The sequence below is a fragment of the Citricoccus sp. SGAir0253 genome (genome assembly GCF_005877055.1).
Taxonomy (GTDB): domain Bacteria; phylum Actinomycetota; class Actinomycetes; order Actinomycetales; family Micrococcaceae; genus Citricoccus.
On sequence record NZ_CP039424.1, the window covers coordinates 1,738,506 to 1,756,066 of the forward strand.

Annotated in this window: 12 protein-coding genes; 2 read left to right on the top strand and 10 right to left on the bottom strand. The window is 75.4% G+C overall.

Annotated features, from left to right (window positions below; genetic code table 11):
- Positions 1 to 31 precede the first annotated feature (31 nt).
- From E7744_RS16165 to glgA, 6 genes are all read right to left on the bottom strand, one after another.
- Positions 32 to 1,864, bottom strand: a complete 1,833-nt coding sequence (locus tag E7744_RS16165) for a glycosyltransferase (RefSeq protein ID WP_246858351.1) — start codon at positions 1,862 to 1,864, stop codon at positions 32 to 34.
- Positions 1,861 to 2,820 carry a glycosyltransferase family 4 protein gene (locus E7744_RS07710; RefSeq protein ID WP_137773614.1) on the bottom strand — a complete coding sequence of 320 codons (960 nt, stop codon included), beginning with the start codon at positions 2,818 to 2,820 and terminating at the stop codon, positions 1,861 to 1,863. Before E7744_RS07710 ends, E7744_RS16165 begins: the two co-directional genes overlap by 4 nt.
- Entirely contained in the window at positions 2,808 to 3,962 is a 1,155-nt protein-coding gene (locus E7744_RS07715) for a glycosyltransferase family 9 protein (RefSeq protein ID WP_137773615.1), read from the bottom strand. Before E7744_RS07715 ends, E7744_RS07710 begins: the two co-directional genes overlap by 13 nt.
- Positions 3,959 to 5,587, bottom strand: coding sequence for an HAD-IIIA family hydrolase (locus E7744_RS16575; protein ID WP_137773616.1), 1,629 nt, complete (start codon positions 5,585 to 5,587; stop codon positions 3,959 to 3,961). The genes E7744_RS07715 and E7744_RS16575 overlap by 4 nt, the downstream gene beginning before the upstream one ends.
- On the bottom strand, positions 5,584 to 7,224 hold the full coding sequence (locus E7744_RS07725; protein ID WP_137773617.1) for a carbamoyltransferase C-terminal domain-containing protein: 1,641 nt from the start codon (positions 7,222 to 7,224) through the stop codon (positions 5,584 to 5,586). Before E7744_RS07725 ends, E7744_RS16575 begins: the two co-directional genes overlap by 4 nt.
- Positions 7,225 to 7,409: 185 nt before the next feature.
- Positions 7,410 to 8,606, bottom strand: a complete 1,197-nt coding sequence (glgA, locus tag E7744_RS07730) for a glycogen synthase (protein WP_137773618.1) — start codon at positions 8,604 to 8,606, stop codon at positions 7,410 to 7,412.
- Between the two features lie 78 nt (positions 8,607 to 8,684).
- Between glgA and glgC the strand changes: the two genes are divergently transcribed.
- Positions 8,685 to 9,929, top strand: a complete 1,245-nt coding sequence (gene glgC, locus E7744_RS07735) for a glucose-1-phosphate adenylyltransferase (protein ID WP_137773619.1) — start codon at positions 8,685 to 8,687, stop codon at positions 9,927 to 9,929.
- An 83-nt stretch (positions 9,930 to 10,012) separates the two neighbouring features.
- On the opposite strand, the gene E7744_RS07740 is transcribed toward glgC, so the two are convergent.
- Genes E7744_RS07740 through E7744_RS07750 form a run of 3 tightly spaced genes read right to left on the bottom strand, consistent with a single transcriptional unit; the run spans position 10,013 to position 13,412 of the window.
- A complete protein-coding gene (locus E7744_RS07740) occupies positions 10,013 to 10,858 on the bottom strand; it encodes a transglutaminase family protein (protein WP_137773620.1) in 846 nt (281 codons plus the stop codon).
- Positions 10,855 to 11,778, bottom strand: coding sequence for an alpha-E domain-containing protein (locus tag E7744_RS07745; protein ID WP_137773621.1), 924 nt, complete (start codon positions 11,776 to 11,778; stop codon positions 10,855 to 10,857). Before E7744_RS07745 ends, E7744_RS07740 begins: the two co-directional genes overlap by 4 nt.
- Entirely contained in the window at positions 11,772 to 13,412 is a 1,641-nt protein-coding gene (locus tag E7744_RS07750) for a circularly permuted type 2 ATP-grasp protein (RefSeq protein ID WP_246858352.1), read from the bottom strand. The genes E7744_RS07745 and E7744_RS07750 overlap by 7 nt, the downstream gene beginning before the upstream one ends.
- Positions 13,413 to 13,526: 114 nt before the next feature.
- On the opposite strand from E7744_RS07750, the gene pepN reads away from it, so the two are divergent.
- Positions 13,527 to 16,358: an aminopeptidase N gene (gene pepN, locus E7744_RS07760; RefSeq protein WP_210417090.1), complete on the top strand. Its 2,832-nt coding sequence runs from the start codon at positions 13,527 to 13,529 to the stop codon at positions 16,356 to 16,358.
- A 43-nt stretch (positions 16,359 to 16,401) separates the two neighbouring features.
- Here the strand turns inward: pepN and E7744_RS07765 are convergent, their stop codons facing one another.
- Positions 16,402 to 17,493 (bottom strand): biotin/lipoate A/B protein ligase family protein, encoded by a 1,092-nt coding sequence (locus E7744_RS07765; RefSeq protein ID WP_137773622.1) that lies wholly within the window; start codon positions 17,491 to 17,493, stop codon positions 16,402 to 16,404.
- Between the last annotated feature and the right edge of the window lie 68 nt (positions 17,494 to 17,561).

Consider the following 17,561-nt stretch of genomic DNA (forward strand, 5'->3'; position numbering starts at 1 on the left):
CCTGGTCCGGCGCCGTGCACCGGACCGGCCTCTAGTCCTCGGTGAATCCCTGGTCCATCACAGCACACACCGCGTGCAGGAGGACCAGGTGCGCCTCCTGCACCACCGAGGTGGACTCGGCGGGCACGCACAGGGTCTCGTCGGCGAGCTCGGCGAGGGCGTTGGGCCCCCGGCCGGTCAGCGCCCACACCTGCAGGCCCGTCTCGCGCGCGCGGCGGGCGGCCGCGAGCACGTTGGGACTGGACCCGGACGTGGACAGCAGCACGAGGATGTCCCCCGGCCGGCCGTGGGCCTGCACCTGACGGGCGAACACCTCCTCGCCGCCGTAGTCGTTGACGATCGCCGTGAGCGAGGAGGTCTCGGCGGACAGGCACACGGCCGCCAGCGGGCGGCGTTCACCCTGGAAGCGCCCGACGAGCTCGGCCGTGAAGTGCTGGGCCTCGGCGGCGCTGCCGCCGTTGCCCGCGGCGAGCACGCGGCCGCCGTCGCGCACGTGCTCGAACAGCCGCCGGCCCCAGGACTCGACCATCTCGGCCTCCTCCTCGAGGGACGCCAGGGCGCGGTCGAGCTGCCCGCGGTGCTCGGCGAGCATGCTGCGGGTCTGGGCGGGCCGGTGCGGGTTGGCGCACCGGTAGGCCTCGAGGGCCTCGCGGTAGGCCTGTTCCGTCAGGCCGGCCACGCGCTCCCAGGAGAACAGGCGCGTGACCCGGTCCCGGCCCGCCGCGCCCATCCGCTCGGCCAGCCCGGGGTCGTCGGCGAGCCGGCGCAGCGCCGCCGCCGTGGCGTCCGCGTCCCGCGCGGGCACCAGCAGCCCCGTCACCCCGTCCTCCACGCTGTCCAGCAGCCCGCCCACGGCGGAGCCGACCACCGGACGGCCGCACGCCATCGCCTCCAGCGGCACGATCCCGAAGGGCTCGTACCACGGGGTGCAGGTGACCACGTCCGCCGAGGCCAGCAGCGCCGCGGCCTCCTCGCGGCCGAGCCGGCCGGTCAGGGTGAGCCGGTCGGCCACCCCGAGCTCCCCGGCCAGTGCGGTCAGCCGGCGCGCCTCCGGGTCCGTGGCGAGCCCCGCCGCGTCCGGGCCGCCGGCCACGGTCAGGTGTGCCTCGGGGACCTGCGCGAGGGCCCGCACGGCGAGGTCCACGCCCTTGCGCTCGACCAGCCGGCCCAGCGCCACGACCCTGAGGGGGTCGCCGGCGGCGCGCCGGGCACGGCCGTCGGCCGGGTGGGGAGCCGGCGTGAAGGCGTGGGCGTCCACGCCGCACGGGACGACCCGGACGCGGTCGGGATCGGCGCCCAGGCCCATGAGCTCCTGCACCTCGTCCCGGCACGTGGCCAGGACCAGCTGGGTGCGCGCCACCAGCCGGGCCTCGGTGCCGAGCCGGCAGGCCGGGCTCGTGTCCGCGGTGCCCTGGTGGCGGCGCTTCACCGAGCCCAGGGCGTGGAACGTCTGCACCACGGGGATCCGCACGGCGGCGGCCGCCGCGGTGGCGGCCATCCCGGACATCCAGAAGTGGGCGTGCACGAGGTCCGGCACCCCGTCCCGGCGCCAGTGCGCCGTCATCCACCGCGCGAAGCCGTCCATGAACGGGACGAGCTCGTCCTTGGGCAGCACGGCGGCCGGCCCGGCGGGCACGTGGACCACGGTCACGCCCTCGGCGGCGGGGACCTCCTCCGGCAGGTCCGGGTCGTCGCGGCGCGTGTAGACGCGCACGCGGTGGCCGCACCGGCCGAGCTCGGCGGCGAGGGCCGCCACGAAGACGTTCTGGCCACCCGCGTCCACGCCGCCGAGGGCGGCCAGCGGCGAGGCGTGCTCGGAGACCATGGCGATGTCCAGCCGGTCCCCCACGGCGATCCCGGTCACGCGACCACCCCCTCGATCAACACGTCCCAGTCGGCCAGGAACCGCTCCAGCCCGTAGTGCTCGAGGGCGTGCGCGCGGGCGGCGGCGCCGGCCTCGGCGGCCACGTCCGGCTCGCGCAGCCACTGGCCGCCGCGCGCGCACAGCTCCGCCGGGTCGTTGCTGAGCAGCCCCGCGGCGGCCGGCACGGCGCGCGGGCCCTCGGTCGTGGAGAGGCCGAGCACCGGCAGGCCCAGCGTCATGGCCTCGATCATCGCCAGGCCCAGGCTGGTCCACCGGTAGGGGTGCAGGTAGGCCCGGTGCGCGCCCAGGGCCCGGTGCAGCTCCGACTGCCGGTAGTCCTCGTGGACGCAGCCCTCCAGCCACGGCGCTCGACCGACGAGCTGGTCCATCCCCATGCCGTAGACCTCGACCGGCAGGTCCCGGGCGAGGTCGAGCATGAGGTCGGTGCCGGCCACGCGCGTGCGGCGCACGGGCTCGTTCACGACGACGGCGAGCGACTCGCGCTCGCCCGTGTAGAGGTGCCCCGGGTCCGGGATGCCGTGCTCGAGCACCGTGGTGCGCGCGGTGCCGTTGTCCCACATGACGCGGTTGAAGTGGGTGACGTGGACGACCGGCACGGCGTCCTGGTCCGCGTACGGGTGGCGGGTGGCCACCGCGGGACCGGTCGGGGCGTTGTGCTCGAGGTACACCGCCGGCACGTCGATCCCGGCGCGCAGCCCCGTCCAGGCCTCCAGCAGCCCCGCCTCGTGGGGGCGCTGCAGCACCACGAGGTCCACCCGCTCGCCGGCGAGCTCCTCGGAGGTGCGCTCGACCGCGCTGGCCGGCCAGTCCCACGTCCGGGCGCGGCCGCGGCCGTCGGGGCCGCGCTCCGCGTCGACCGGCAGCAGGTAGTCGTGGCGGCCCTGGACGAACGAGGTCATCCAGGAGCCGTGCACGTGCCAGATCAGGATGCGCATGGATCTCCTTCTCGGGGGGACGGGGTTCGGGGGGCCGGGAGGTTCCCGGGGCCGGCGCCGGGCGCCGGGACGGGGCCGCCGTCGGGAGGCTCCGCGGCCGGGGCTGCGACGAGGGCCGCGACCGCCTCGGCCACCTGGTCGCCGGTGACGCCGCCCAGGCACGGGTGCCCGGGCACCGGGCACTCCCGCGCCCGGCTGTCCCGGCAGGGGGCGTGCTGGTCGCCCAGCAGCCGGACCGGCACGCCCCAGGGCGCCCACCGCTCGGCGGGCACCACCGGGGAGAACAGCGAGACCACCGGGGTGCCGACGGCGGCGGACAGGTGGGCCGGGCCGGTGTTACCCACCACGGTGCAGCAGGCCGCCTCGAGCACCGCGGCGAGACCGGCGAGGTCCGTGGCGGCGGCGAGGTCGACGACGGTGCCCGCCGGCTGCCGCCGCAGGGCCCCGGCCACCGTGGCGGCCGCCAGCTCCCGCTCGGCCGGCCCGCCGGTGACGACGACGGCGTGCCCGGCCTCCGCGAGGGCCGCGGCGAGGCCGGCGGCGTGCTCGGCGCGCAACCCGCGCGCCGGCACGGAGGCGCCGGGGTGCAGCACCACGTAGCCACCGGAGCGCAGGTCCGCGGGCAGCCGGTCGGTCAGCGGCGGCAGCGGCCGGCGCACGGCCAGCCGGGGATCGCGGGGGCGCGGGGCCCCGGCGGCGACGGCGACCTCGAGGGCCGCCTCGACCTCGTGCCCGCCGCCCGGCGGGTCCTCGCGCCGCAGGCGCACGTCGAGCAGGGAGCCGGGATAGTCCACGCTCGTGCCCACGACGTGGCCGATGCCGGCCATCCGGGCCAGCAGGGCCATGGGCAGCGGACTCTGGTGGAAGGAGGTGAAGATCGCCGCCCGCCCGTAGCCGCCGCGCCGCAGCCGCTCGACGAGCCGGAGCGTGGCCGGGGCGTTCACCGGCGGGGGGCGGAAGCCGGACCAGGGCGCGTCGTACTCCAGGACCGTGTCCACGCCGGGCAGCAGCCTGGCCGCGGCCGCGCCGGAGGGCGAGGCGAGCAGGTCGACCGGCCCGAGGGCGGACAGGGCGCGGATGGCCGGTCCGGTCAGCAGGACGTCGCCGTCGGAGTCGAGTCGTACCGCGAGGATGCGCGTCATGGGGTGGGCCGGTCCCCCGTCCCGGCGGGGGCGCCGTCGGCGACCAGGGCGAGCACGAGGTCAACGGCGGCGGCCAGGTCCGGGGCCGTGACCGGCGCGTCGGCGACCTCCTCGGCGCGGGTCACCGGGGTGGGCACGAGGACGGATCGGGCGCCGGCGGCCTGGGCGGCCTCGACGTCCGCGCCGATGTCCCCGATGAGCACGCACTCCTCCGGCCGCACGCCGAGCGCCCGGGCGGCGGCGAGGACCATGCCGGGGCGGGGCTTGCGGCAGGCGCAGCCGTCCCCCGGGCCGTGTGGGCAGACCTGCCACGCGCCGAACGGACCGAGCAGCTCCTCCACGCGGGCGTTGACGGCGTCCACCTGGTCCCGGGAGACGAGCCCCCGCGCCACCCCCGACTGGTTGGACACCACGGCGGTGGCCAGCCCGGCGGCCCGCACGCGGTCGAGGGCCTCGCGGGCGCCGTCCACGGGACGGACGAGGGCCGGATCGCCGTTGTAGGGGACGTCGTGCACGAGCGTGCCGTCGCGGTCGAACAGCACGGCGCGCGGGCGCACCGGCCACGCGCCGGTCCCGCGGTGCCGCGCCCAGCCGGCGAGGCGGTGGCGCACCGCGGCCGGCGGGATCGTGGCACTGGTCAGGACCATGCGGCGCAGCTCCGCGCCGAAGCCGGGCTCGCCGGGGCGGGGTCCGGGGCCCAGGCGCCGGACGAGGAACCGCCGGTACAGGCCCGCCCAGGCGGCGGTGCCGGCCCCGGCCACCCAGCCCGCGCCGTGCACGCCGGCCAGCCGGGCGAGGCTGCCGCCGGCCGCCGCGGCGAGGGCCGCCGTCGTGGCCACGTGCCAGCCGAACGTCCCGGCGGGGGCCTCGGCGTGCCGGCGCCACCGGGGGCCGTGCAGCCGGCGCATGAGCGCGTTGTCGGCGTTGCCGGCCTGCACCCGGTGGCTCACCCAGTCGTCGGCCGGACGGACGGGGTGCAGGATGCCGCGGCGCCCGCGCACGAGCCGGTACCCGGCGCGGCGCACGCGCAGCGCCAGGTCGGCGTCCTCGCGGTAGGCGCGCGGGAAGCGCTCGTCGAAGCCGTGCACGCGCTCGAGCACGTCGCGGCGGTAGGCCATGTCCGCGGTGGCCCAGTCGGCGTCCTCGAGCGAGGCCGTGTTCCGCTCCCAGTCGGTGGGGCGCCGGTCCGCTGGCAGGGGCACGGTGATCCGGCCCTGCGTGGCGCCGACGTCCGGGCCGCACGCCGCGAGGTCCTCGGCCAGCCGTCGGGCCCAGTCCGCCGGGACCTCGACGTCGTCGTCCAGGAAGGCGATCCACTCGACCGCCGGGTCCACGGCGCGCCAGCCGCGGTTGCGGGCGGCGGCCGGTCCGCGGCCGTGGCCGCGGACCACCCGCACCGGCCGGCCGGCCACGGCGGGCGCCAGCGGCTCCGGCGGGACAGCGGGCGGCGCGGGGTCGCGGCGGTCGTCCACCACCACGACCTCGACGGGACCCGGATGCCGGTCGTCCGTCTCGAGGGCCGCGACGGTCTCGAGCAGCCGGTCCAGGGACGGCCGGCCGACCGAGGGGATGACGAGCGCGTAGGAGGGCGCGGGGGGCGTGGCGTGGGAGGCGGCGTGGGTCATCGGGCGAAGAACCCCGCGCGGCGGACGAGGTGCGGGCCCAGGACGAGGGCGGCCACGGGCGCCGAGCCGAAGAGCTCGAGTGCGTCCCGGGGGTCGTCCACCATGGGCCGGCCGGCCGTGTTGAGGCTCGTGTTGACGACCACCGGAACCCCCGTGCGCTCGTCGACGGCACGCAGCAGGGCGGCGATGCCCGGGTTGTCCCGGTCGCTGACCGTCTGGATGCGCGCGGAGCCGTCCACGTGGGTCACCGTGGGGATGCGGTCCCGCCACTCCGGCGCGACCCGGTGGGTGAAGAGCATGTACGGGCTGGGGATCGGCCCGCCGCTGAAGATCTCGGCGGCGCGCTCCTCGAGCACCATGGGGGCCACGGGGCGGAACTGCTCGCGCCCCTTGACGTCGTTGAGCCGCTCGAGGTTCTCCGCGTGCATGGGGTTGGCGAGCAGGGAGCGGCGCCCCAGCGCACGCGGGCCGAACTCGCTGCGCCCGTCGAACCAGGCGATGACCCCGTTGTCCGCGAGGATGTCCGCCACCTCGGCGGCCAGGGCCTCGCGGGAGCCGGGGGTGGTGAACGGCACCTGGGCGGTGGTGAGCCACCGGGCCAGCTCCTCGTCGCTCCAGCTGCGGCCCAGCGCCGCGGTCGGCTCGGGCTCGGCCAGTTCGCCGGCCTGCTGGGCCAGGACGAGGGCCGCGCCGAGGGCCGTGCCCGAGTCGCCCGAGGCCGGCTGGACCCAGACGTCCTCGAACCCGGCCTCGCGCCACACGCGGGAGTTGGCCACGCAGTTCAGGGCGGTGCCCCCGGCCATGGTCAGCACGGTCTCGCCGGTGCGCCCGCGCAGCCAGCGGGCCAGGTCCACGAGGGTCTCCTCGACGACCAGCTGGACCGAGGCGGCGAGGTCCGCGTGGTCCCCGCCCCACGTGCCGTCGTCGATCCGGCGGGGGGCGAACCGCTCCCACTCCGGGGCCCGCGCGGTGAAGCCGCCGTCCCCGGTGGCGTGCACGCACTCGCGCAGCGCGTCGGCGAAGCGGGGCGTGCCGTAGGAGGCCAGGGCCATGACCTTGAACTCGTCCGAGGAGCGCAGGAAGCCCAGGTGGTCGGTGAGGGACTCGTACACGAGGCCGAGGGAGTCCGGCAAGGCCTGGCGGGCCAGGATCGTCAGCTCCCCGTCGCGGTACTGCCCGGCCAGGTGGGAGTGGGCCTCGCCGCGGCCGTCCGTGACCAGGACGGCGCCGCTGCGGTAGGGCCCGGCGAGCCCGGAGGAGGCAGCGTGGGCCACGTGGTGCGGGACGAAGGTGACCTTGTCCCGGTCCAGGCCGGGCAGTGCCTCGGCGAGGAAGCCCGGGGCGCGGCGCACGTAGTCGATCCGCACGTGGTCGTACGGGTCGTCCGGGACCTCGGCCGCCATCTCCGGGTCGAACGAGTAGCCGACGCCGTCGAGCTCCCCCGGCGTGATGCCCGCGTGCTCGAGGACCCAGCGCATGGACTGCTCGGGCAGTTCCCACGCCGAGAACGGGACGGGACGCTTGCCGTGCTTGCGGCGGGAGAAGCGCTCCTCCTCCGCGGCCGCCACGACCTTGCCGTCGACCACCAGCGCAGCGGCGGGGTCGTGGAACGTTGCATTCACTCCGAGGTATCGCACCTCTGCAGTGTTGCACACCCCTGCCGGGAGAGGGGTTCCGGCGTGTCACCGCCCCGGTCCGGGGAGCATTGCCGCAGGTCAGGACGCGGTTGGGGGCCCGTGGACCTCGTCCACGGGCTTCCGGACGCCGACGGCGGCGAGCCCGCCGTCCGCCGCCGGGCCCCGGGCCGCCGCAGTGGCCCCGCTCAGGCCAGGACGGAGCGGTAGACCTCGAGGGTCCGGTCGGCGATCGAGTCCCACGAGAAGTGCTCGATGGCCCGCTGGCGTCCGGCCCGGCCCATCCGCGCGGCGCCCTCGGGGTCCTCGAGGACCTCGGTCAGCGCCGCGGCGAAGTCGGCCACGAAGCGCTCCTCGTCCAGGGGCGTGCCGGTGCCGTCGGTGGCCTGCTCGAGGGGCACGAGCCGCCCGGTGATCCCGTCCTGGACCACCTCGGGGATGCCGCCGACCGCGGAGGCCACGACGGCCGTGCCGCAGGCCATGGCCTCGAGGTTCACGATGCCCAGGGGCTCGTAGATCGAGGGACAGGCGAAGACCGTGGCCGCGGAGAGCACCTGCATGACCTCGGCGCGCGGGAGCATGCCCTCGATCACCACGACCCCGTCCCGGGTGGCCTGCAGGTCCCGGACGAGGCCGTTGACCTCGGCGGCGAGCTCCGGGGTGTCGGCCGCCCCGGCGCACAGCACGAGCTGGACCGAGGGGTCCAGGCGCGCGGCGGCGCGCAGCAGGTAGGGCACGCCCTTCTGGCGGGTGACCCGGCCGACGAAGGCCACGGTGGGGCGAGCGGGGTCCACGCCGTGGCGCTCGAGGGCGTCGGTGTCCTCCCGCGGGGTCCACAGGGCGGTGTCGATCCCGTTGTGCACCACCCGGACGCGCCCGGGGTCCACGTCGGGGTAGGCCGAGAGGATGTCCCGGCGCATCCCCTCGGACACCGCGATCACCGCGGCGGCGGAATGGTAGGCCGTGGCCTCGGCCCAGGACGAGAGCCGGTAGCCGCCCCCGAGCTGCTCCGCCTTCCACGGCCGCAGGGGCTCGAGGGAATGGGCCGAGAGGACGTGCGGGACGCCGTGGAGCAGCCCGCCGAGGTGGCCGGCCAGGTTGGCGTACCACGTGTGGGTGTGGACCAGGTCCGTGCCGGCCAGGTCGCCGAGGATCGCCAGGTCGGTGCCGAGGGTCTGCACGGCGGCGTTGGCGTCCTCGAGCCCGCCCGGCACGCCGTAGCCGGACACCTCGGCGCCGTGGTAGTCGGGCTCGCGGCCCTCCCCGAAGGCGTGCACGTGGAGCTCGGTGCGTGCGGCGAGCACGCGCGAGAGTTCGGCGACATGGACGCCGGCACCGCCATAGATGGTCGGGGGGAATTCCTTGGTCACAATGTCGATCCGCACGACACCAACGTAGTCCAGCGCTGACGACTGACGTTACTGTGAAGGAACGGACACTCCTCGACGGAACGGGTTGCGAAGATGCCACAGAAGAAGGTGCTGGCCGTCGTGCTGGCGGGCGGCGAGGGCAAGCGGCTGATGCCGTTGACGGCGGACCGGGCGAAGCCTGCGGTCCCCTTCGCGGGGAGCTACCGGCTCATCGACTTCGCGCTGTCCAACCTCGCGAACTCGGGGTACCTGAAGATCGTGGTGCTCACGCAGTACAAGTCCCACTCGCTGGACCGGCACATCTCCGAGACGTGGCGGCTGTCCACGCTGCTGCAGAACTACGTGGCCTCCGTGCCCGCCCAGCAGCGCCGCGGCAAGGACTGGTTCCTCGGCAGCGCCAACGCCATCTACCAGTCCATGAACCTGATCCACGACGCCCGCCCGGACATCGTGGTGGTCATCGGCGCGGACCACGTCTACCGGATGGACTTCCAGCAGATGGTGGACCACCACGTCGCCTCGGGGGCCTCCGCCACGGTCGCCGCCGTGCGCCAGCCCCTCGAGCTGGCCCCGTCCTTCGGGGTGATCGAGACCAAGGCGGACCAGCCCGGGCGGATCGAGCGCTTCGTCGAGAAGCCGGCCACCACGCAGGGGCTGGCGGACGACCCCACGCAGTTCCTGGCCTCGATGGGCAACTACGTCTTCACCGCCGACGCCCTGGTCAACGCCCTCAACGAGGACGCGCGGATGGAGGGCACGAACCACGACATGGGCGGGGACATCGTGCCCTGGTTCGTGGACCGGGACGACTGCGGGGTCTACGACTTCACCACCAACGTGGTCCCGGGCGAGACCGGGGAACCGCACTACTGGCGCGACGTCGGCACCCTCGACTCCTACTACGACGCCCACATGGACCTGGTGAAGCCCTGGCCGGACTTCAACCTCTACAACTCCGACTGGGCGATCTTCACCCACCAGTCGGTGTCCCCGCCGGCCAAGCTGGTCCGCTCGGCCACGAAGCGGCCGGGCACCGCGGTGGACTCGATCCTGTCCCAGGGCGTGGTCGTCTCCGGTGGCACCGTGGCCCAGTCGGTGCTCTCCACGGACGTCCGGGTCCACAACGAGGCGTGGGTGGAGCAGTCGGTGCTGCTGGACGGCGTCGTCATCGGCAAGGGCGCGAAGGTGCGCAACGCCATCATCGACAAGAACGTGGTGGTGCCGGAGGGCGTCCAGATCGGCTTCGACCGTGCCGAGGACGAGGCGCGCGGCTTCACCGTCACGGAGTCCGGGCTCACGGTGACGTCCAAGGGCCAGTTCGTGCCGCCGTTGAGCTGACCGGGGCCGGCCAACAAGCCCCCCCCTCTTGTACCTACCGATACAAGGCGGAGGGCTTGTTCGTTTGCCGGGCTCTTGTCGGCCTAGGCGACCCGGGTGATGAGCACCTCCACCGCGAGGCGCGAGCCGCCGCCGCCGGAGACGATGCCCTTGAGCGGCGTGACATCCCGGTAGTCCCGTCCCCGGCCCACCAGCACGTGCAGGTCCCCGGCGGGTTGGGAGTTGGTGGGGTCCCAGGCGTGCCAGGACCCGTCCCACCACTCCAGCCACGCGTGCGACTGCCCGGCCACCTCGGTGCCGAGGGCCGCGCCGGGGCGGGGATGGATGTACCCGGAGACGTAGCGGGCCGGGATGCCGAGGGCCCGCATCATCCCGATGCCCACGTGGGCGAGGTCCTGGCACACGCCGCGGCCGCTGGCGAGGGCCTCCTCCGCGCCGAAGTGCACGGCGGTGACCCCGGGCTGGTAGGCCATGGCGCCGTCGAGCCACTCCAGCACGTTCAGGACCGTCTCGTGCGGGCGGGCCGCCCGCAGCCCCCGGGCCTGCCCGCGCGCCTCGGCCCCGGGGTCCGAGAGGCGCGTCTGCGGGAGGAAGTCGGAGAACTCGTGCACCGTGGCCGGGGACTCCAGGCGGGCCCAGTCCGTGGACTCGTCCGTCCCCGCGGAGGCGGAGCGGTGGACCTCCACGGTGGCCGAGGCGAGCACCTCCAGGGCCTCGTGCGGGACGTGGACGTCGAAGGCGGTGACGCGGGTGCCCCAGTAGTCCCGGTAGGTCGTGGCCACGGCCTGGCGCGGGGTGATGGCGATCGCCGACTCGAGCGTGGTCTGCTGGGCGTCGGTCACCGGGGTCATCCGTGCCTCGTTGTACGAGGTCGTCGCCCGGCGGTTGTACTCGTAGCTGGTGCGGTGCGTGACGTGCAGGCGGCTCATGAGACCTCCCCGACCCACGACAGTTCCTGGCCGCGGGAGAAGTACTTGGCGCTGATCGCCTCGGAGGCCCGGGCGCAGCTGAGTTGGACACGGTGCAGGAAGATCGGCAGGGAGGTCTCCAGCTGGTCCGGCGTGGAGTACTCCAGCGTGGAGCGCATGTCGCCCACGATGCGGCGGGCGTCGTCCATGAACCCGACGCGGTTCGAGGCCGGGTCCAGGGACACCAGGCACTGCTCGGCGTCCTGGAGGGCGCGCAGCACGGAGCGGGGGAAGAGGCGGTCCAGCAGGAGGAACTCCCCGGCGTGCTCCTCCCCCATGGTGGCGCGCTGGGTGCGCAGGAACGACTCGTAGGCCCCGGCACAGCGCAGCATGGTCACCCAGGACAGCCCCAGCGCCTCCGACTCGCGGGTGGCGAGCATGCGGGCGGTCATGTCCGCCCGCTCGAGGGACCGGCCGAGCTCCAGGAACAGCCAGGCCTCGTCGTGGCTCATGGTGGAGTCCGCGAGGCCGCGGATCATGGCGGTGCGCTCGAGCACCCAGTGGCAGAAGCGGTAGGTGCCCACCACGTCCCGGCGGTGCTGGCCCAGCCCGTACCACGTGGTGTTGAGCGCCTCCCACAGCGAGGAGGACACGGTCTCGCGCGCCCGGCGGGCGTTCTCCCGCGCCGCCCCGAGGGCACCGGAGACGGAGTGCGTGCTCGACCGGGTGAAGGCGAGCGTGTTGAGCAGCGAGCCGAGGGTGTACTCCTCCGGCTGGGGAACGCCCATGATGGTCAGCAGCTCGCGCGTGACCGTCTCCTGCTCCTCCGCCCCGGCGCCGTTGAGGCGCTCCAGGTGCACGTCGAGGATGCGCGCGGTGCCGTCGGCGCGCTCGACGTAGCGGCCGATCCAGAACAGCGACTCGGCGATGCGGCTCAGCATGACTCCTCCTCCCGGCCCGCGCCGCCGGGCGCGGGATCGGCGTCGGCGCACTGCCGGGCCTGTTGCTGCTGCTCGGGCATCAGCCCGATCTCCTCGAGCGGGCTGGGGGCCTGCTCCTCGGGCCAGTCGTCGCCCACCACGTGCACCTGCGGTTCCGGGCCGGCGTCGTCCGCGGGGCGCGCCGCGGCCCCGGTGCGGGCCATCACCCACGTGTCCTTCGAGCCGCCGCCCTGGGAGGAGTTCACGATCAGGGACCCCTCCTGCAGCGCCACGCGGGTCAGGCCGCCGGGCAGCACCCACACGTCCTCGCCGTCGTTCACCGCGAAGGGCCGCAGGTCCACGTGCCGGGGGCCGAACCGGCCGCCGGCGAGGGTGGGCACGGTGGACAGCTGCAGCACCGGCTGGGCGATCCACCCGCGGGGGGACTCCAGCAGCTTGCGGCGCAGCTCCTCGAGCTCCGCCGGCGAGGCGTCCGGGCCGATGACGAGCCCCTTGCCGCCCGAGCCGTCCACCGGCTTGACGACGAGCTCGTCGAGCCGGTCCATGACCTCCTCGCGCGCCGCGGGCTCCTCGAGGCGGAAGGTGTCCACGTTGGGCACGATCGGGTCCTCCCCGAGGTAGTACCGGGTCAGGTCCGGCATGTACGTGTAGACGAGCTTGTCGTCCGCCACCCCGTTGCCCACGGCGTTGGCGATGGTCACGTTGCCGGCCCGGGCCGCGTTGACGATGCCCGGGACGCCGAGCATCGAGTCAGAGCGGAAGTGCAGCGGGTCCAGGAAGTCGTCGTCGATGCGCTTGTAGATCACGTCCACGCGCCGCTCGCCGTCCGTGGTGCGCATGTAGACCTTGTTGGCGCGCGTGACGAGGTCCCGGCCCTCCACGAGCTCGACGCCCATCATCCCGGCCAGCAGGGTGTGCTCGAAGTAGGCCGAGTTGTACACGCCGGGGGTCAGGACCACCACGACGGGGTCCTCGATGTCCGTCGGCGCCGTCCGGCGCAGGGCGGCCAGCAGCCGGCGGGGGTACTCCTCCACGGGCCGGACGTTGACGGAGCCGATGGCCTCGGGCAGGCCCTTGGACATGGCGCGCCGGTTCTCGATGACGTAGGAGACCCCGGAGGGCACCCGGACGTTGTCCTCGAGGACCCGGAAGGTGCCGGAGGCGTCCCGGACGACGTCGATGCCGGAGACGTGCACGCGCACCCCGCCGGCGGGACGGAAGCCGTGGACGGCGCGGTGGAAGTGGGCGCTGGTGGTGATGAGCGAGCGCGGGACGACCCCGTCCCGCACCACGGACATCGTCGAGTACACGTCGTCCAGGAAGGCCTCGAGCACGCGGACGCGCTGGGCCACGCCGGCCTCGAGCACGTCCCAGTCGTCGGCGGGGATGACACGCGGGACGATGTCGAGCGGCCACGCGCGCTCCTCCCCGGCGTAGTCGAAGGTCACGCCGCGGTCCAGGAACGTCCGGGCCATCGACTCGGCGCGCGCGGTCACGTCGTCGAGCGAGAGGGCCTCGAGGGCGCGCTCGACCGGTCGGTAGTCACGGCGCAGGCTGAACCCCGGGGCGAACATCTCGTCCCACGCGGGGCTGCGCTGGAGCGCCTCGGCATAGCCGGTGAACAGGTCGGACATGCCTCCAGCATTCCACGACGGCGGCCCCGGCCCGGTCACCGCCACGGGCGGCTGGCCCCCGGGGCCGCCCCGGCGATCGTGAAGGCGATCGTGAAGGGGTGATTGAATACCTCCATGGTGACCGTCCCCTCCGCCTCCCCCTCCCCCGCCGCCGGCCCTCCCGGTGCCCCCGGCACCGCCTGCTCCTCCGGGCTGCCCGGCGCCGGCTCCCCGCACCCCGTGCCGGAGCCGGGCCCGCTGGACCGGGCGAACCTCACGCGCGAGGAGGCCGGCCGGCGCGCCGCGCTGCTCACCGTCCACGCGTACGACGTGCACGTGGACGTGCGCGACGCCGCCGACCCCGGGACGGCGACGTTCGGCACGCGGACCACGGTGACCTTCTCCTGTGCCGAGCCCGGGTCCTCCACGGTCCTGGACTTCCTCCACGCCGGCGTCGAGACGGTCGAATTCAACGGCCGCGCCCTGGACCCCGCCCGCGTGGCCGGCCGTGCCCGGATCCTGCTGGAGGACCTGGCGGCCGAGAACGAGGTCACGGTGACCGGCGCGGCGTCCTACTCCACCTCGGGCGAGGGGCTGCACCGCTTCGTCGACCCCGTCGACGGCAGGGTCTACCTCTACACGCAGTTCGAGCCCGCGGACGCCCGCCGGGTGTTCGCCTGCTTCGAGCAGCCGGACCTCAAGGGCCGGTTCACCCTGCACCTGACCGGGCCCGCGGACTGGGTGCTGGCCTCGAACCAGCCCGAGGCCGCGCGCCGGGACGCCGGGGACGGCCTGGTGACGGTGGACTTCTCCCCCACCCCGCCGCTGTCCACCTACGTCACCACCCTGCTCGCCGGCCCGTACGCCACGTGGGAGGACCGCTGGCCCGGGCACCCGGCCTCCGGGGCCGGGGAGGTGCCCCTGGCGCTGTACTGCCGCCGATCCCTCGCCGGATCGCTGGACCCCGAGGAGCTCTTCGCCACCACGCGGGCGGGCCTGGACTTCTTCCACGACCTGTTCGGCGTCCCCTACCCGTGGGGCCGGTACGGCCAGGCGTTCGTGCCGGAGTACAACCTCGGGGCCATGGAGAACCCGGGGCTCGTGACGTTCACGGAGCAGTACGTCTTCACCTCCCGGGCCACGAGGTCGCAGTACGAGGCGCGGGCCACCACGCTGCTGCACGAGATGGCGCACATGTGGTTCGGCGACCTCGTCACCATGCGGTGGTGGGACGACCTGTGGCTCAAGGAGTCCTTCGCGGACTACATGGGCACCCTCGCGACCGCCGAGGCCACGGGGTTCACGGAGGCCTGGACCACCTTCGCCCACCGCCGCAAGGGCTGGGCCTACGTCCAGGACGCCTACCCGACCACCCACCCCGTGGTCGCGGACGTCCCCGACCTCGAGGCCGCGCGCCAGAACTTCGACGGCATCACGTACGCCAAGGGCGCGTCCGTGCTCAAGCAGCTCGTCGCCTTCGTGGGCCGCGAGGCGTTCGTGGCCGCCGCCCGCGAGTACTTCTCCCGGCACGCGTGGGGCAACGCCACGCTGCGCGACCTCCTGGCGGTCCTCGAGGAGGCGTCCGGCCGCGACCTGGCGGACTGGCCCGGGCGCTGGCTGCTGACCTCGGGGGCGCCGGAGCTGTGGCTCGGCGACGGGCCGTCCCCCGTGCTGCACCAGGCCGCGGTGGACCCCGTCACCGGACGGGAGGCGCTGCGCCCGCACGTGCTCCGGGTGGGCCGGTACGAGCCCGACGGCGAGGGCCGGCTCGTGCGCGTGGGCTCGGCGGCCGTGGAGGTGGCGGCCGGGCCCGCCGGGGCGCGCACCGCCGTCGGCCCCTGGGAGCCGGACGACGTCCGCCCCGGGGCGGCCGCGGCGGACGGCCCGCGCCTGCTGCTGCCCAACGACGACGACCTCACCTACGCCCGCATCCGGCTCGACGAGGCCTCGGTGGACGCGGTGCTGCGGTACCCCGTGGCGGACGGCCTCACCGCCGCCACCGTGTGGGCGGCGCTGTGGACCATGACCCGGGACGGCCGGCTGGCGGCGGCGCGGTTCGTGGAGGCCTGCTGCCGGCTCTCGCACGCGATCGGGGACGTGGGCCTCTACGCCCAGGTGCTGGGCCAGGCGGAGACCGCCGTCCGTCGCTACGCTCCCGCCGGGGAGCGCGAGGCGCTGCGCGCGCAGCTCGGCACCGCGCTGCGGGAGGCCCTGCGGGGCCTGGAGCCCGGCGGGGACCGCCAGCGGGCCGCGCTGCGCGCCCTCGCCCTGCTGGCCCGCGGCGCCGGAGCGGACCGGGCGGCGTTCGTGCCGGTCCTGGAGGCGGTGCTGGCCGGCTGGCCGGCCGACGCCGGGGGCCGGGGACCCGGGCCCGCCGCGGGGGCGCCCGCGGCCGGGGAGGTCGCCCCCGGCCTGGCCGTGGATGCCGAGGTGCGCTGGGCGGCGCTGCAGGCGCTGGCCGCGCTGGGGGTCGCGGGCCAGGCCCGGTTGGACGCCGCCCTCGCCGCGGACCGGACGGCGCAGGCGGCGGTGTGGCACCGCACCGCCTCGGCGGCGCGTCCGGACCCGGAGGTGCGCGCCGCCGCCTGGCACGCGGTCATGGCTGGCCGGACGGCCGAGGGCGAGGTGCTCTCCAACGACCACCTGTCCGCCGTGGCGGCCGGCTTCACCGCCTCCCGGCCGGACCTCGCCGCGCCCTTCGCGGAGCGCTTCTGGGCCGGGCTCACCGGCGTGTGGGACGACCGCTCCAACGGCCTGGCCACCCGCACGGTCGGCGGGCTCTTCCCGGCGGCGCAGGACGCGGTGCCCGGCGGGCCGGAGGCCCAGGAACGGCACCCCGTGGTGCTCGCGGCCCGGCGGTGGCTGGCGGAGAACGCGGCCGCGCCCCGGGCGCTGCGCCGGATCGTGGTCGAGGAGACGGACGACCTCGTGCGGTCCCTGCGGGCGCAGGCCGCCGGGCGGGCCTGAGCGGTCGCCGCCCGGCCGGTGCCCGGGCCGTACCGGGCAGCCGTCAGGGCACGCGGGCCGTCCATTCCGGGGAGGAGAAGCGGCGGGCGGCGAGCTCCTCGGCCCGGCCGATCTCGTCCTCGGTCAGCCGGGTCCGCGTGGCGCCGTGGCGCTCGGCGAACGTGTCCATCATGGCCTCCCAGATCTCCGGCCGGGACAGCCCGGTCTGGCGCCGGAGCGGGTCCACGCGCTTGGCCGCCGAGCGGATGCCCTTGTCCCGCAGCTTCTCCCGGCCGATCCGCAGCACCTCGGTCATCTTCCGCGCGTCGATGTCGTAGCTCATCGTCACGTGGTGCAGCAGCCCGCCGCCGCCGATCCGCTTCTGGGCGGCCCCGCCGATCTTGCCCTGCGGCGTGGCGATGTCGTTGAGCGGCTGGTAGAAGGCCTCCACGCCGATGCGCCGCAGGGCCTCCATGGCCCAGGCGTCCAGGAACGGGTAGGAGTCGGCGACGGCCATGCCGTCCACGAGGGACTGCGGCAGGTAGAGCGAGTAGGTGACGCAGTTGTCCGCCTCCATGAACATCGCCCCGCCCCCGGAGACCCGCCGGACCACGGTGATGCCGTGCCGCTCCACCCCGGCCGGGTCCACCTCGTTGGCCAGCGACTGGAAGGAGCCGATGACCACCGCCGGCTCCGTCCACTGCCACAGGCGCAGGGCAGGGCGCCGGCGCCCGGCGGCCACGTCCTCGGCGAGGACCTGGTCCAGCGCCACCTGCGTGGTGATCGGCAGCGGCTGCGGGACGAGGACCTCCCAGTCGTGGTCCTCCCACCGGGTCGCGTGGCCCAGGGCCCGGCGCACGGCCGTGGCCACCGCCGGCGGGTCGAAGCCGAACATCACGGTCCCGGGCCCGACGGCGGCGCGCACCGCCTCGGCGATGGTCCCGTGCGGCGCGTCCCGGGAGAGCCCGACGAGGGACCGGTTGATGTCCTCCAGCGCCTCGTCCGGCTCGAGGAAGAAGTCGCCGTTGACGCTCGCGGCGGTGATGACGCCGGGACCGCCGCCGGTCGCCTCCCCCACCGCCAGGTCCGCGATGACCAGCTTGCCGCCGGGCACCTTGTACTCGCCGTGCCGGGATCCGCCGTGCTGAACGCTCATCGTCCCATCCTAGGAGTCCCGGGAGTCCCGGAAGTCCCAGGAGTCCTCGGAGCCGCGTCCCCCGCAGG